Here is a 17258-nt window from a genome sequence, read left to right on the forward strand (position 1 = left end):
ATGATGGTTACATTTGTCAGCCAGTGTGAAAAGAATGCGCTCAAGAAAACTAGGCGGGTGTTAGATGCCTTTGCTAATCGCATTGGCGATAATGTTTGGCAGACGGTGATTACTAATGAGGGGCTATTGGCGGTAAAACTCTTATTGAGAAGAACTGCTAGCAAGAGTACGGCTGTAAGTTGTCATTGGATACGCTCGCGGAGTCGCAGCCAGCTAGTTTGGGTGATTGGATCAAAAGAAAAATTTAATTATCAAGGGATTACCCCTGTGAACTGGACTACTAAGGAGTTATTTATGGATATATCAACTAACAAACCAATAAAAGGGGGATTATACGCAAACACACATTTGCAGCGCCTCGATGAACACTTATTTGCAGTTGGCTATGTTGCAGAAAAGCTTTATAAAACACTTTTTCCGGATAATGATAATAATTTTTCTAATGCGTGTTTTATTGCGGGAGGATTACACGATATAGGTAAAATTGATCCGAACTTTCAATCTTGGGTTGTTAATCCAAAGCAGAAAAACTTTGAAGCTGAAGATGGTCAACATATAGATTCAAAGTTCAGCTTCGACAAACATCCAAGGCATAATGAAATATCTGTATTGTTATATCATTTACTAGATATCCCAACAAAATCACTTATCAATCTAGAAAATAAACGTTCGATCAAACATGCGATATTTTGGCATCATGCAAAACCGTTTCGAAAAAAGAACGTTGAAAATGACTTTGACAGCTATTCTGACTTCCACATGAAATTGGAAAAGAATTTGTTGAATACAACATTTTCTGAGCTGCTAGAGAAATCGCATAGCTTATTACTTAAAGTTGTGAAAATTGACAAAGAGTATCGTAGCACTAGCGAATCTAGCTTATCTGATGTGATAAATGAAGAATATGTCGCAATTGATATTGACACGTTAGATGATGCGCCGCTGCTGCCATTTTTTAAATCCTATCACAGTAAAGACAACTTAATTGATTATCAAAAAGATATTCGTACCAATGCTAAAAACAACATTATTCGTAGTTGTGTGATATCAGCAGATAGACTAGTTTCTGCACTTACCAATGAAACACTCCATTCACAGATTAAGAACAAGGAACTCGATGAAATAGTGAATAATGCACTTCTTCAAGAGTCAAACTTGTCATCGGAAATTAATCAATGTATTAGTAATTTTCCAAAAAGTGAACGCACTACAAAGCAGCATAATGTGGCACTGGAATTAGCTGACATACAAAGTGTTGCTGTTTTAGCTGGTGCTGCTGGTTGCGGGAAAACTAAAATCGCTTTAGAGTGGGCTAGTTTACAGAAATCCAAGAAAATAATTTGGATTTGTCCGCGCGTTCAGGTTTGTCAGGGAATGTTTGATGAACTGACTTCCGACAGATATTTGCCAAACTCTAATGTTGAAATTAACACAGGGGAATTTAAATTCACCAATCGTTGGGGAAACACGACTAAAGAGACAGATTATTTTTCTGCCGAGATAATTATTACAACGATTGATCAAATTCTAAATTCAATAATAAGCCATACTAGGGTTGATTCGTTAATTGACTTTCTTAATACCCATGTTGTGTTCGATGAGTTTCATGAATATGTTTCTATGCCTGTATTTAACTTATTGTTTGCTGAGCTAATTGCTTGTAAAAATATTAATGAAAAATGTGCGAAAACGTTGTTAGTTTCTGCTACACCACATTACTGCTATCTAAATAATGTTTTAGACATAGATAAGTACGACATTGTTACAATGCCATCTTTTAATTTAAGTAAGTATCAGTTTGATTTTATTACCTATGACGAAACTATAGAAAATGATCTGAATCCGTTGTTCAAGAAACGGTCTGATAACGCATTTGTTATTAGTAATACTGCAATTTCTGCACAAAAGAGTTTTATTCGAAATCAACACGAGGAGAATTCCGTGTTATTTCATTCGAAATTCAAAAAGAGTGATAAGCTAAAATGGTTTGAAGAAGTTTATGAATCATTTAAACAAAATGGTACTCAGCGCTACGACGTTTTACGCAGTGGCCCAATTGTACAAGCGTCGCTTAATATCAGTTGTGGTCACATGATATCGGAAATTGCGAATGCTGAAGATACATTGCAACGCCTTGGACGACTCGATCGGTTTGGTGAGAACGATAAAGTTAATCAGTTTGATATGGCAATACCTGAAACTATTGAACAAGGTAAAGGCTTGGGAGCATGTGGTCGATTTCTTGCACGAAAATTTTGTCTTGTATCGACTAAAACATGGTATAAGGTTTTAGTCGCAGAGCTTGAAGGGAAAGTTTTTACTTTACCTGAAATTTATCAAGTCTATGAATCATTTCATTCAACAAGCCATTCAAAATCATTGATCGAGGAAGACCTAAATATGTGCTTTAAGAAGAGCGTCGAACAAATAAACGATAAAGTTATCGAACCATTTATTATTCCAAAGAAAGCGAGTAAGAATAAAAAGCGAGGAAAAATAAGTAAAACTTCTTTGCGTGGAAATAATCGTTTTGTGCAGATGGCTGTTTGTGAAATTGATAAAACATCACATCCTATATTTTTGAATCAATATGCTTACGAAATCCCTATGGACGAACAAAGTGAGATCGATAACCTAACCGCATCTTGTGATTTAATTCAAGGCTATAGTGACAGTAGTAAAAATTTATTGGCACACATGGCGAAGAAACATCATAGAATTATGGGAGGGAAAAAAGCCTATAACGATCTAGTTCTAATCAATGAAGCTAGAAATGCTGAAACCCCCATATATTTAAGCTATACACCTAATGATCTTGATGCTGTTGGTGGAGAATCAGCAAGACATAGTGAAGCAATTTATTACGCAATATGTGACAAACAGTCGATAGGTGCAATTTCAATTAAAAATCTTTTCAACTCAACAATAAACGAGGAATAACTCATGGAAAAAGTAACGGGTATTAAAAGTGTCGATTTTAAAATTACTGCATTAGGTCACGGTGTTGTTAACTGGAATGGACCGACTAATCTTGCACAAGAAAATGGAACGACAGTTGATAATCATACACTCCCCAAATTACGTGGCTATAGCAACCTTTCAGGAAAAGTAAAAGATAGTGGTTATAAATATAGAAAAGAACCGACAGACATAGATTTTAAAAAAACACCACTTTATATTAGTCAAAACTGCATTCGACATCACCTTTTTAAACCTCAAGCTTATGACTTACATTTTGCAAAGAAAACGAATCTTGAGAAGGTTTTAGCGTCGATAACAGGGTTAATTCGTGGATATGTAGTTCCTACGAGTCAAAATAAAAGAACCAGTCCTTTATTGATAGAGGATTTTGTCGATCAATTGGGTAATGGAAATTTTGAGCAATTTGGTCAAGCTGGGGAGAGAGATAGTTCTTCATTTTATTCTAAAACGACTTTTGGTGATACTAAATATATTTCTTATGGATCAATTAGTATTGAGCAATTACAATTTATTTCTCTAGATAAAAAATTTGATCGTGAAGCTATGGAATTAAAAGAAGGACAAGGCGAACCTTTGGCTTTGGAAATACAAAACTTTATTCAATCATTAAATAATAACTTGAATCCAATAGTAACATTTCATCCGAACTATGTGCGCAAGGGAACTATATTCGAAGAAGGTGAACACGGAATATTACTCAATAATGATGCTATACAAGTATTAGTCGAATATACTTTGACTCTAATTTCTGAACTTTCAATTCGTCAAGCAAAGTCCTATATGTATGTTGACAATATTCTTGTGGATTATAACGATAGCAGCAAGATGATGCGTATTAAAAGAGATGAAGGTAGTATTTCGCAAAAGCCATCATCCGAATATGCTAGTTATTTTAGCTCTAAATAGGAGGTGGCTATGAGAATTGTTATTGAATATGATTCTTCATGGCGGAACTCTTTCTTGGATGGCAGTAATAATGAGCCGCTTCCAAAACAAAAAGATGGTACGTACCGTAAATTTATTGGTTCAATGAAAAATTTAAATAATGAAGTTAATTTTATTAAACGTGAAGTTACTATAGATACAGTAATGGGAATCGTTAATCGTTTAATTGGAGACCAAAAAAAGCTATATCAAGCTAGAAACTCAAATGACTATTATTTTAGAGATTTAGAATCGTCAATTAGTTTTCAAGACTATCCAAATGTCATTAATCATGAAATGACTTACATTCGGAATATTTCTGGAAGCACAGATCAAAATTCTTATACAGGGATGATAAAAGTAAATGACCCAATATTTTTATCCGATTATTCAAAGGAATTTTGGTCCGTGCTATTTTTGGACATAGAACAACTCTATCAATTTGTAGTCACTAAAAACCTACCCAATGTAGAAGTATTTGCTGATCCTTTATTAATAATTGCTAGATTAGAAGAACTAAATAAATTGAAACCTATTGAGAATATAGGTATTGCGAACGAGGCTTATAAATTATTGTCAGATAAGTTCGTTAAATTTAAAGGGTTAAATAAGAACGGATTCATTTATCCCATTTCTTTATATTGTTCCTCATTGTATTTGCAGTTAGATTTATTATCAGATAATAAGTTCGACATGAGTACTGCTAGAACGAAAGCTGGTGGTATTAGCGGGATTTCAAATAATGGTTTTACAAAAAAGGATTTTATGTCGAGATATACTACTGGCGACAAAAAGAAGATTTGGGGTAACCCTTATATTCATGAAGAGTTCGTAAAAGGTGAAGGAAAAATAAAGCACTTGATGACAAAAGCAAGTGGTCAACTTGAAATTGAAATTGATATCAATAGAGAGAAAGCCGAAGAAATAAGTAGCATGATCGAAAATGCTGGCGTTTCTAGCTTTTATCTCGGAAAAAAAGGTTTGGCTTATGTCTCGAAAATTGACACTCGCCCAAGGAGGATATAATGGAGCATTATATTGATATTAAACTAAATCCAGATGCTGAAATGCGTGAAGCAGAGTTAACGAGTAAAATCTACACAAAATTTCATAAGGCTTTAGTTACTCTGAAAACTGATCAAGTTGGTATTAGTTTTCCTAAAGTAAATTTTAAATTAGGTTTAACTTTTCGTATCCACGGCAGTCAAAGCTTGTTAAATGACCTAAATGGCTTGGGTTGGCTTGGTTCTCTGAAAGGTGCATGCGAGGAGGGTGATATTTTAGAAGTGCCTGAAAATATTATGTACCGTTGCATATCTTCTAAAAGAAGCAACATGAGTAATGCTAAACTGAGACGTTTGATAGCGCGAGGCAGTTTGGATGAGGAAGGAATCAAACGGTATAAACAAAAAATGTTCTCCCAAGGCTTCGATAATCCATACTTGGATTTAGTCAGTGCTTCTAGAGGACAGGTGTATCGTAAATTCTTTAATTTTGGAGAAATTAGAAAGGATTCACAAAGTGGGGAATTTGATAGTTACGGGCTTTCTAAAACAGCTACTGTACCTTGGTTTTAATTTTTTCATGGCATTAGATAAAGCAAAGATAGAACGAGTATTTCAGTTGTTAGGTGAAGAATTAGATACGCCAACAATTTTATGTGTGTTTGGTAGTTCACCAGCTATTTTGAGTGGGCAACTGTTTCGCAAAACACAAAGGATTGATGTTTGGTATACAAACTCCGTTTACGATAGCGGAAAATTATCCAGAGCTTGCGTAAAGGTTGGAATTCTTTATGATCCAAAAGGCGAAGTTGAGCCGGGCAGTATTTATTTTCAAATAGTACGTTCTGGATTTGTTGCTTTGCCGAAAAAATTTGAAACCGAAACTCTAGCACAATTTGGAAACTTAAAACTGGTTATGCCTGCCCCGGCGATTATTTCTGCTTCAAAGCTTGTTCGGGCCAATGATAATGATATAAGAGATGTTGTCTGGTGGATTCGTCAGCGTAACATTAAGAAGCATGAAATTGATAACGCAATTAGCAATTTTCCTGATAGTCAACACAGAAAAATAGCAAAAGAAAATATGGTATTTGTTCAACTGGTTTCAAAAGGTGGCTAATGAATCATTCAGATCCTAGAACGTTGTATGTTAATGCTTTAGATGTGTTGTTAAAAGATGAAATAGTCAAAGTTGTTCAAAAAAGAGATTTTGAACTTCTTAAGGAGATTGCTCGACTTGCTCAGCAGGATGCGCCTACTCATTTAGCCGTTACCGATCCATCTCTTTATACAGCTTGGCGAAATGCGGTTACACGCTTTCATATTTCCGGCTGGACGGAAATGACACCAGAAAAAATATCAATGATTATTGACAATAAATAAATTAATAGTTATTCCATAATTTATAAACGGGCGTGCTGGAACTTATTTTAACCCTTTATTTTTGCTCTTTAAAAATTTGTTTATTTATCAATAAGTTACAATAGTGCTTAAAAAAGAAGGTATTTTGCCTAATTTTTACTTAAGTTATTGTTGTAACTTAATTTTTTGCGTTTATACTGTAGTTCACTGCCGCACAGGCAGCTTAGAAAGCATGGCGACTCGTAGAGCAAAAAGTTGTTAAGTTCACTGCCGCACAGGCAGCTTAGAAATTTTACAAATAGTAATGGGGGGGCATCCTTGATGTTCACTGCCGCACAGGCAGCTTAGAAATGGGTCGAAGTTACACCAAACTGTTTCAGTGCGTTCACTGCCGCACAGGCAGCTTAGAAAAGATAAATCATTCGCTGCGCCAGTTGTTAAATGTTCACTGCCGCACAGGCAGCTTAGAAATGATATAGTGTGAACGCTGGGTGATTCTTCTTGTTCACTGCCGCACAGGCAGCTTAGAAAGGAAGACCACTGTAAAAATGGTGTTTGCGAATGTTCACTGCCGCACAGGCAGCTTAGAAATCTATCTAACTTTTCAAGCACTCTTCTTGGTGGTTCACTGCCGCACAGGCAGCTTAGAAACTTAAAAACTGGCTTAACAATGACAAAGCGCCGTTCACTGCCGCACAGGCAGCTTAGAAACAAAGAATTTGACGGCCTTCTTTATCGGGTTTGTTCACTGCCGCACAGGCAGCTTAGAAATGATTTTGGGCGTATGCTAGCCCACACTCGATGTTCACTGCCGCACAGGCAGCTTAGAAATAAGAGTACGCTCGGGCATTTCTCTATACTCTGTTCACTGCCGCACAGGCAGCTTAGAAATGTCTCACCTAACGGCTTCCCTTCCGCGAAATGTTCACTGCCGCACAGGCAGCTTAGAAATTTTTAAAAGAAGATTTAGATAAAGGATATGCGTTCACTGCCGCACAGGCAGCTTAGAAATGTTAAAACTATTGATTTATTAGAATCAACCAGTTCACTGCCGCACAGGCAGCTTAGAAATCTAATTATAGTTTATGTGATGGTAAAAAAATGTTCACTGCCGCACAGGCAGCTTAGAAATTATCACTGATTAGCTGAGCATCACGCAGAGCGTTCACTGCCGCACAGGCAGCTTAGAAATATACGTGACGGTTATAATTACTCAAACAAACGTTCACTGCCGCACAGGCAGCTTAGAAATCTTATAGAAATAGGTGCTCATGTACGTGGACGTTCACTGCCGCACAGGCAGCTTAGAAAAGGAGGCGGATGCCCAGGAGGTATCTGCAAAAGTTCACTGCCGCACAGGCAGCTTAGAAATGATGTAGATTTTTCAAGCTGTCTTCCGATAAGTTCACTGCCGCACAGGCAGCTTAGAAATCTAGCGCTCCCCTTGCTTGCTCAACGTTATCGTTCACTGCCGCACAGGCAGCTTAGAAATGCCAAAAACCCTACAAGAACTCCGAAGCTGAGTTCACTGCCGCACAGGCAGCTTAGAAATTAAGATGAAATTTTAAAGAAACGAATTACTGGTTCACTGCCGCACAGGCAGCTTAGAAAAAAAGAAGGCGTTGCAAAAACTCATTAAAAAAGTTCACTGCCGCACAGGCAGCTTAGAAAATCAGACAAACGATGAACAGAGTAATTAAAATGTTCACTGCCGCACAGGCAGCTTAGAAAATCATTATTCGAAAGTACAATGACTGGACTCTGCTAAGTTTTTGCACTTTTAATATAAAAAGACATAGAAAGCTAGAAAACTGATTGAATCAACTCACCAGTAGTTGATGACTTAAAATAAAAACAGAACTTAATTTTGTGATCGAGTTCTAATAACTTAACACCATATAAATAGCGTGTTTTCATCACAAAAAAACTCTGTTAAGATTCCAAACCATTCGTTAAGCATTAAAGACAAAATACCACCCCACATAAGGATAGTGTTCAGTCTAAAACCAATCGCTAACATTCATCATTGAAAACAAACATAAACATTTAAAAACTTAGCCAATAAAGCCACAACAGGAGACAGTGCATGGCCGATAAAAATATACCCGCAGGGAAATGGTTCCCCCTTAATACCTCTTTTAATCTCAATCACAAAGGCCACGTCTGTGGACGAGAGATTTATTACGAAGAATCACAAGCAGAAGCGATTAAAGCCATTCAAAGAGGGTTAGCCAATAACTTTAATATGCAGTACATTATGCGGCAGCTCAACAGCCTGAAAGGCCACGGTTTTATGCAAAGCTTTTTTGGGCATAATGTGCAAAACCGCATTCTTCCAGTAGAAGGGGCCACCATTCATTATGATGTGGTGTATAGTAAAATCTTTATTAAACGGATTGAAGTGCAAAACAGGCATATCATAAAAAGGCAACATGATGCGCCTTGCGGGGTTTATCGAGTTGAGAAAGCAAAAAATAGCTGGATAGTTGATACAATTAAAAATGGAGAAGACGAATTTGCTGCTCAAACGACTCGCTTGGATGCTCGCCGAAGTAAACATATTGCAGTGAATGGTTTTTGTGATGATATTACCGATGCCGCTGAATTTTTACCGGATTTGATTAAACATGGTTATCAAAGTGAGCAGCCATTGGGCAATCAATATCATTTATTCTTTAATCCGGTCGATAGCAAAGCCCGTCGACTACAAAAAGCTGGCTGGACGCAATTATCCGGCGTTAAAAAAGGCCGACAAGGTCAAGCACAAGCGGTGAGTAAACTGGTGCAGATATTACGAGAGCATCGAGAAACGCCACTTTGCTGGACCTTGCATGAAAGCGGCATTGATGTATTTAAACAAGCCTTAAAACAAGTGTTAAAAACTCAACCGACTAATTTACAAAATGCTTCAGATTTTAGTGCTCACACCGTTTTTTATGCCAACCCCATTCATAGCTTACCCTTGGCTGATAATGTTAGAGAAAATGCGAATATGAAACTCTCCCAACAAAAAGCTTTAGTCAATGGCTTTAATGTGCGTCAACTGGCGGCCAGCACTGGCAGCTCTTTGAGCAAGGGCAATCTATTAACACCTGTCAGTACATTAACTGCAGTCGCAGCAGGAGGCATGACTTATTATAATGATATATTGGCATTCCCTACTAAAGCCGTTGCCAAGATGAACCAATTAATCGCCCAGCCAGAAGCACTTTCCATTGCAGGTACTGCACTCGCCGTTGCCGGCACGATTATTGGTGCCAAACGCTGGGGGAGTGATATGATGGCAATTAAAAGAAACCAGTCACGAGAAATTAATCGTTATAAAGTGACTACTATGGAAGAAGCGACTCGTCACGGTATTTTTATTAAACAAAACCATGCAGGTTAATAATGCCTTTTATTGCCACTAAAAAAAATCCGAGCGGACCTGATTTAGTTAATCTGGAACATCATGAGGTCAATTTATCGGGCACCACTATCCGTTTTGATGCACCTTATCATAATCATTATTCTGCGCCTGAATTGAATTACCGTGAAACACGGATTAATTTATATGACAAAGGCGAGTTATTCAGAATTAGTGGTCGCTCACTCAGTAAAATTCGAGCTGTTCATATTCGGGGGAAGACCTGGGGCCACCGCAAATCGCGCTTATTTGGCCGTTTTCCCAGCTTGGGCAGAACCAAGTTTTTTGTTTGTGCCATTCACTTTCCGCAATTTAAGAATTTATTTCGAGCGCGTCGCTTGGAAGCCGGTGTGGAAGCTTATATTTTTGATGAATGCTTTAGTGCCGTTGCTTGTAGGCGTGATTATCAATTACTCAACTTTAATGGCACAAACTGGGCCCACTTTAAAGAGTATAAAGACCAAGATCTGGACCAAGTGGATTACTTTTATGCCACCCCAGTGACTGATGAGCATTTATTGATGGTATCTTTTCATAATACAGTGTATGAGGATAATACCAAAGTCCCTCAATTACACAGTGAATTAGCCGATTTAATCATGTCGAGTTTTCAAGTGGAGCTATCTGAGGATGCCAGGGCACAACAAGCCAAGGCGCAACAAAACTATCCTTATGAAAAGCTTTCAACCTCACTACCCACTCTGGCATTCGATTACGTCTCAGTAGAAGCTGAGTTTGAGTGTATGAAGCGTATTATTGGTGAACATCCTGAATATGATGATTTACCGGATGAAGAATTTCATCAGATATGCCAAGCCGACTTGGCTGCACAAGAGAAAAAGCGGGATGAATTCGATGCGGCTATCCGCCAAGGCATCATTGACAAGTTTAAACAGTTGGAGGCGGAAGATTATCAACGGTATATGGCGGAGCAGAAAGTCACCGATTAATAATGCCTTTTATTGCCACTAAAAAAAATCCGAGCGGACCTGATTTAGTTAATCTGGAACATCATGAGGTCAATTTATCGGGCACCACTATCCGTTTTGATGCGCCTTATCATAATCATTATTCTGCGCCAAATACTGGTTAATGTGGGGGCCAGTCCACACACTTTACCTTATTTGGGCATTGAAATTTATCACCAACAATTACAGGCGTTGGGGTTTCATAAAAAAGCCAAACAGGTTAAAAAGTACATTGATAAACATTGTGTTTAACAGAAACTGGCATCAATAAAGAATAGGCAATAACCAATAAGGTTTGATAATGGGATTAATTAAAAATTTATGGCGGGGGTTTAGAGGCGGCCCGGATTTTTCAAACTGTGTTGAAGTGACAGCCTTGCTGGAAGATTGGCGGCTTAACCTTACCGTCCCCAGTACCAATATTATTACTGAGGAAGAACAGCAAAAAATCAATTATCCGTATAATCAGGCCGGGTGGTTTGAGGATAATTCAGAGCAAAGTCGCCAACATCATTATATACCTATTGATACACAACTTTGGTATTACCTGCCTAATAGTCCTTTTTTACAGACAGAACTAGGGGTACTCTCCTTGTCGGTTCAACTGAAACGGGTGCTACCTGATAAAAATACTAATGCGATGGATTTATCTGCTTTGGGACGTTATGTGGTAGCTGAGTATGATGAGCGCTATAATGCGCCAACTACAGGCCCTCAATTTCAGGGAGAAAATATTCGCCGAATTAAAAAGGTAGGGGAAGAAGTGAGGAAAATATTTGGCAAACATGCCAAAGAAGAAGAGGTAAGCAGTTAAATAGCGCAATTGATAAAGAAATTAATAAAACGCTTTAAATCATACATTTTTGAATAAACCTAATCACTACAAAAACACATAAGGACGTGTTTTTTTAGCCTCTGAACATTAACATAAATTTCTTAGCCTCTAGTTTTAAATAAGCTAATTAATTTTTTAATTTTAGTTACGGAAACATTTGAATTGTTTGAATGAATATCAGATTTAAATAGCTTTTCCATCACTAATGATTGACTACACAAATTAAATATATTGGAGTGGGAGAGGGGAGAACGATCGGATAAATGATTAACTATAATTAAGAAATGTTTTTTGTTAATTTATGTGAAATGCTAAGGAGGTTGATATAGTGTTAGATAAAACAAAAATAGAACGAGTTTTTCAACAGTTAGGCGAAGAGTTAGATGTCCTAACAATTTTATGTATATTTGGTAGTGCCCCTGCTGTTTTTTTCGGTCAACAAGATCGTCAAGCAAAAGATATTAATGTTTGGCATGCAAATTCTATCTACGATAACGGAAAGTTATCCAGAACTTGTTCAAAGGTTGGAATACTTTATGAGCCAAAAGGTGAAGTGGAGTCAGATAGTATTTATATTCAAATAGTCCACCCCGGTATTGTTGCTTTACCAAAAAGCTTTGAAACAGAAACTTTAGCGCAATTTGGAAATTTAAAGTTAGTCATGCCTGACCCGGCAGTGCTTTCAGCTTCAAAGCTTGTTCGAGCAAATAATAATGATATTAGAGATGTAGTCTGGTGGATACAGCAGAGAAATATTAAGCAGTACCAAATCGATAAGGTAATTAATAACTTTCCAAATAGTCAACATAGAGAAAAAGCAAAAGAGAATATGGTGGTTGTGCAACTTGTTTCGAAAGGTGGTTAATGAATAATTCCGATCCTAGAACGCTTTATGTTAATGCGCTAGATGCTTTGTTAAAAGATGAAATAGCTAAAGTTGTGCAAAAAAAAGATTTTGTACTTCTTAAAGAGATTGCTCGACTTGCTCAACAAGATGCGCCTACTCAATTAGCTGTTACCGATCCCTCTCTTTACACATCTTGGCGAAATGCGGTTACTCGTTTTCATATTGCTGGTTGGACAGAAATGACTCCAGAAAAAATATCTTCGGTCATTGAAAGTTTATAGCTAGTCGTTACAAACTAGCAGTTCTGATTAATGATGCTAATTAAAGACCTATAGTGGAATATATAATTTTAACCCTTTATTTTTGCTCTTTAAAAATTTGTTTATTTATCAATAAGTTACAATAGTGCTTAAAAAATAAGGTATTTTACCTGATTTTATTCTAAGTTATTGTTGTAACTTATTTTTTTGTGTTTATACTGTAGTTCACTGCCGCACAGGCAGCTTAGAAATTCGTTTTCAGTTGAAAAACCTTGCTCCGTTGGTTCACTGCCGCACAGGCAGCTTAGAAATATCGCTCCATGTTCTAAATCATTATTGGGATGTTCACTGCCGCACAGGCAGCTTAGAAAGCGAGTGGGCAACAAGTGTTACCTCTCTTTGCGTTCACTGCCGCACAGGCAGCTTAGAAAGAATGTTTATTTCTAGTACTACAGGAGAAAGCGTTCACTGCCGCACAGGCAGCTTAGAAATAATCTGTCTGCTTTCGACTGTCTTCCAGATAGTTCACTGCCGCACAGGCAGCTTAGAAATGCTGACGTTGACCCGGACAACCAGCCGGGCTGTTCACTGCCGCACAGGCAGCTTAGAAATGTAAGTGTCCCCATAATTCCAAGTTGGGTCTGTTCACTGCCGCACAGGCAGCTTAGAAATATTATAGTTCTCATTGTTGAACCCACTCTTTGTTCACTGCCGCACAGGCAGCTTAGAAAGCCTGTTCTTATTACAATGTCACCGTTTGAGTGTTCACTGCCGCACAGGCAGCTTAGAAATGTCACGATTTGGCGCACGTTACGTAACGTAGGTTCACTGCCGCACAGGCAGCTTAGAAATTTCATGAAGGGATAAGCAGTATAAACATAACGTTCACTGCCGCACAGGCAGCTTAGAAAGCTGCTTCCGCAACGGAAAAACAAAAAAGCTGGTTCACTGCCGCACAGGCAGCTTAGAAAGCTTTCTGTACATGACGTATCCTTGATTTTACGTTCACTGCCGCACAGGCAGCTTAGAAATGGCTATTGTGATAAGCACGCTAAGAAAACTAGTTCACTGCCGCACAGGCAGCTTAGAAAACGCATGGACCACGACGACAAGTCTTGCAAGCGTTCACTGCCGCACAGGCAGCTTAGAAAATAATGATACTGTCGATTTTGTAAAGAATATGGTTATTTAAGACTTTATCTCAAAAAGCTTAATTATAAAGCAAAATTTATTTTTACTTGAGCGTTTCTAATCCTAAATAATAGTCAAATGTAATGAGCAATAATTTTAAATTTTACTATATTAAAGACCATCATTAAATATTCGATACATACTTGCTTAATTTTATAGGAGATAAATTAATGAGATTTTTGTTGATAGGTTTAATGTTCAATATCGCAGCATTTTATAGTGGGGGAACAGCTATTGCTTCCCAATTTTATGCAGACATTTTGAGAGAAAATATAACAAATACCGTCGAGGTTAATAATGGTTCAAAGAGTAGTATTTTTGATTTGAGCAGCATTACTAACGGAACGCCTGGGCATGTTCGTTTTTATTATAAATGTAATGTTTTAGGCGCGAATGCCGGGGCTTATAATAGCTTAGATTTCCTTGATAGCACTGGAACATCAATTTTAAATGTGACTGGATGTGATTTATCTGGTGTTAGTAATTCTGAGTCATCAGAATCGAATGGTACTCGCATTCTTCAAATTCCAGTTAATACTACACAGATAAAACTTTATGGTGTACTTGCTGGAGCGATTAGTAATGCGAATAATTCAGCGAACACCAACATTAATGTATTAGGTCGGTTAACCCCTTTTGCTTTAGATTTTTCCTCAATGAGCTTTTACGATGTTAGTGCTAATAACTCAGCTCAAAATACAAGTGATGTTTATGCTGTGCAAGACAGCGGTGCAACATTTTATTTGTCCGACAATACATGGAAAGCCGCTGGGTTTAATTACACAATTACAGCTAACACAGTTATTCAATTTGATTTTTTATCAAATAAAGAAGGAGAAATTCACGCAATAGGGCTGAGTAATACCTTAAATGTAGACTTCTCAAAAATGTTTGTTCTTTCTGGGATTCAAGCCGGTTCAATTACTCCAGCACCAATATATAGTTTTGATAATTATAGTAGTAATGAAGGTGTATGGGTTACCTATACTATACCTATCGGAACATTTTATGCGGGAAATATAAACTATCTCATTTTTGTTAATGATGACGATCGTTCAGCACCAAATGCTAACAGTTATTTTCGGAATGTTAGAGTGTTTGAAGATTAAATTATTTTCGCTGAATTATTTTTTTAAAAGAGAAAAATAGCTAATGTAAAAGCGGCTATCCCTCAAAATAATCATTGACTTTATATTAATGGTATATTTTGAGGGAGTACGATATTGCTAATGTTTTAGCAAATAGCTATAGCATTTTGTATTTCTAATAATCAAATCACGCATTAACTTTATCGGCACAAACCTTTTATATTAGTAGATGCCTGTATTAATGGGAGTGGGTTATAGTTATTTGCATCTGCAAATCGAAAAGCCGTCACTTGGTTTGGTAAATCCCTAGAGCCAAGTTCAAAGCGCACCATTTCTAAGTAGAACATAACGCTACTCACTGCTAGTGTTTGGTTTGCAGACTAAACATTAGAAAGGAGATACGTTATAAGCCAATATCAGACAACCTACTTTTAATTTTAGGTGTCCAATTGATTTTAAAGAATAAAAAAGGTGCTTGATATTAGGGGGCCAGTCAAACTCTGCAATCAATAAGCTTAGCCTTTACTTCAGTTTCATTGAATGACACCAGGGCTTAAAAGTGTAGCCAGATCACATAGATAATTTTGTCTAACATAATATTAAAACTTATACTCCTTAAAAGCTAACAGCGGTTTCATTCTTGTCGCAGAATTCACAGCTTCTCAATCAATATACTCAGAGTAAAAAGGCCTTAAAATCTTTTTGATAATTGTCATTAAAGTATTTGTAGCACTGTTTATCGAAATAAGAAGCGTAGAAATATGGTTTATAATTTTTTGAGATTTAAATGTGAATTTATAAAAATTATTCATGTGGCAAGTAGAAAAGGAAACATCTTTATAATAGTATTACAAAGTGTTTGAATTTTGTTCATATATCGTTATAACGATAATAAAATAAATAACAAGGATGCGTATGTTAAAACTCTTATCACTTTTTATTCTTATTTTTAGCTTGTCTGTTTCTGCTCATGAAAAAGAGGTTGAAGCATTATCTACTGCTATTATTGAAAAACTTCAAGATAAACAGAAATCAAAAATTGCAGTGGTCGACTTTACTAATCTTGATGGACAGGTAACTAAATTAGGACGTTTTATTGCTGAGGAGCTGTCGGTTTCTTTAGCAGGTAAAAGTACTTCAATTGTAGTGATTGACCGAATTCATTTAAAAGCCATTATAAAAGAGCATAAATTATCTGAAACAGGGCTGATCGATCCGGTTACCTCCAGAAAGCTAGGTAAAATTGCGGGTATTGATGCACTTATCACAGGAAGCTTAACCCCCTTTGGTGACAATATTCGAACAACAGTGAAAATATTAAATGTTGAAACGGCGCAAATTATTGGGGCCGAAGCTGTTCATATTCCTAAAACAAAAGCGATTGAACATCTCGTTAATAATCAGCTAAGTAATGCTTCATCAAAGCATAATAATAAAAAAACAAACTCTGTGACTGAGGGTAGTCCTAAAAAAAGTTATCAACAAACTAAAAGCGCTGGCAGCTTAATCGTAAATCTTAAAAAATGTACAAAAAAATCTAGTTTGATTAAATGTGACTTTATCATTGAAAGTATGAAAAATCATTATTCACAAAAAATATATAGTAAATCAAGAATATTTGATGATAATGGTAATGAAATATTGGCGAGCAATGTTGCTTTTGGTAATAAAAGTAGTCGTGGTTACGTTAAAATCACTTTACTTAAAGGCACACCAGTAAAAGCCAGTTTAGAATTTAATAATGTGCCAAATGAAACTCGCTATATAAAAAATCTTGAAATAAGATTTTACAGGCTTTCTATCAGTTTAAAAGATATTAGCTTTAGTAATTAAAATAAGCTTATGGATAAAAAAGAAATTAAAGGGACTCGCGAAGTTATGTACGCTGCGGCAGTTGTAACAATACTGGCTGGTATTATAACTTCTGCTTTTCTTATTTGGGATCATTTTTCTAAAGTTGAAAAGTCAGCAGTTAGTAGTAAACCACCTCAGGTTATTATCAATGAAATGATAACAAATATAGATAATAACACTGATAAAAATAATGGTAATCAAAAGGGTAGTAAAGATAACCTAATCAGACCGCCAGTTAATCTATTTGAAAATCTAAGCTATAAAACTTTTCCGGCGGAACAAAGAATTTTTATTGATGAAATAAAAACAAGCTTTTTCATTACCATAAAGGAGATTGAAGGTAGTCAATTTTCAAATATTTCAATTAGCCCTGTTGGTTTTCAAGCAAAAAGCAACATTGCTGCTTTAATTAAGTATGCAATTCACTTTGATTCAAAGGTTGGAAAATTAGTGTTTTATATTGATCATATTGATTATAAAAATAAGGTCCTCTACGCAACCATATCGCCTGATAAAGCCTCAGAATGATTAATATTA

At 36.5% G+C, this 17258-nt stretch carries 15 protein-coding genes and 2 CRISPR repeat arrays; all 15 genes read left to right on the forward strand.

The window, feature by feature from the left end; genetic code table 11:
• Complete coding sequence (locus ACT5E3_RS07795; protein ID WP_444997735.1) at nt 1-2940, forward strand: CRISPR-associated endonuclease Cas3''; 2940 nt, start codon at nt 1-3, stop codon at nt 2938-2940.
• 3 nt (nt 2941-2943) lie between these two features.
• Entirely contained in the window at nt 2944-3888 is a 945-nt protein-coding gene (gene cas7fv / locus ACT5E3_RS07800) for a type I-Fv CRISPR-associated protein Cas7fv (protein WP_444997736.1), read from the forward strand.
• Nucleotides 3889-3897: 9 nt separating this feature from the next.
• Nucleotides 3898-4932: a type I-Fv CRISPR-associated protein Cas5fv gene (gene cas5fv, locus ACT5E3_RS07805; RefSeq protein ID WP_444997737.1), complete on the forward strand. Its 1035-nt coding sequence runs from the start codon at nt 3898-3900 to the stop codon at nt 4930-4932.
• On the forward strand, nt 4932-5483 hold the full coding sequence (gene cas6f / locus ACT5E3_RS07810) for a type I-F CRISPR-associated endoribonuclease Cas6/Csy4 (RefSeq protein ID WP_444997738.1): 552 nt from the start codon (nt 4932-4934) through the stop codon (nt 5481-5483). The genes cas5fv and cas6f overlap by 1 nt, the downstream gene beginning before the upstream one ends.
• 7 nt (nt 5484-5490) lie before the next feature.
• Nucleotides 5491-6030: a DUF6036 family nucleotidyltransferase gene (locus ACT5E3_RS07815; protein WP_444997739.1), complete on the forward strand. Its 540-nt coding sequence runs from the start codon at nt 5491-5493 to the stop codon at nt 6028-6030.
• Nucleotides 6030-6293, forward strand: a complete 264-nt coding sequence (locus ACT5E3_RS07820; RefSeq protein WP_444997740.1) for a hypothetical protein — start codon at nt 6030-6032, stop codon at nt 6291-6293. The genes ACT5E3_RS07815 and ACT5E3_RS07820 overlap by 1 nt, the downstream gene beginning before the upstream one ends.
• A 181-nt stretch (nt 6294-6474) precedes the next feature.
• A CRISPR array of direct repeats spans nt 6475-8003; the repeat unit is 28 nt; unit sequence GTTCACTGCCGCACAGGCAGCTTAGAAA.
• A 355-nt stretch (nt 8004-8358) separates the two neighbouring features.
• The gene (locus ACT5E3_RS07825) at nt 8359-9660 is read left to right on the forward strand and encodes a hypothetical protein (RefSeq protein ID WP_444997741.1); all 1302 of its coding nucleotides are present in this window, start codon (nt 8359-8361) and stop codon (nt 9658-9660) included.
• 2 nt (nt 9661-9662) lie between these two features.
• A complete protein-coding gene (locus tag ACT5E3_RS07830; protein ID WP_444997742.1) occupies nt 9663-10628 on the forward strand; it encodes a hypothetical protein in 966 nt (321 codons plus the stop codon).
• Nucleotides 10629-10630: 2 nt separating this feature from the next.
• Nucleotides 10631-10771, forward strand: a complete 141-nt coding sequence (locus ACT5E3_RS07835) for a hypothetical protein (RefSeq protein WP_444997743.1) — start codon at nt 10631-10633, stop codon at nt 10769-10771.
• A gap of 176 nt (nt 10772-10947) precedes the next feature.
• A complete protein-coding gene (locus ACT5E3_RS07840; protein ID WP_444997744.1) occupies nt 10948-11460 on the forward strand; it encodes a hypothetical protein in 513 nt (170 codons plus the stop codon).
• A 349-nt stretch (nt 11461-11809) separates the two neighbouring features.
• On the forward strand, nt 11810-12346 hold the full coding sequence (locus tag ACT5E3_RS07845) for a hypothetical protein (protein ID WP_444997745.1): 537 nt from the start codon (nt 11810-11812) through the stop codon (nt 12344-12346).
• Entirely contained in the window at nt 12346-12609 is a 264-nt protein-coding gene (locus ACT5E3_RS07850) for a hypothetical protein (RefSeq protein ID WP_444997746.1), read from the forward strand. The genes ACT5E3_RS07845 and ACT5E3_RS07850 overlap by 1 nt, the downstream gene beginning before the upstream one ends.
• Nucleotides 12610-12811: 202 nt before the next feature.
• A CRISPR array of direct repeats spans nt 12812-13739; the repeat unit is 28 nt; unit sequence GTTCACTGCCGCACAGGCAGCTTAGAAA.
• A gap of 210 nt (nt 13740-13949) precedes the next feature.
• The gene (locus ACT5E3_RS07855) at nt 13950-14888 is read left to right on the forward strand and encodes a hypothetical protein (RefSeq protein ID WP_444997747.1); all 939 of its coding nucleotides are present in this window, start codon (nt 13950-13952) and stop codon (nt 14886-14888) included.
• A gap of 894 nt (nt 14889-15782) precedes the next feature.
• A complete protein-coding gene (locus ACT5E3_RS07860) occupies nt 15783-16700 on the forward strand; it encodes a FlgO family outer membrane protein (protein WP_444997748.1) in 918 nt (305 codons plus the stop codon).
• A gap of 9 nt (nt 16701-16709) precedes the next feature.
• Nucleotides 16710-17249 (forward strand): hypothetical protein, encoded by a 540-nt coding sequence (locus ACT5E3_RS07865; protein ID WP_444997749.1) that lies wholly within the window; start codon nt 16710-16712, stop codon nt 17247-17249.
• The last annotated feature ends 9 nt before the right edge of the window (nt 17250-17258 follow it).

The organism is Aliikangiella litoralis (genome assembly GCF_052495765.1).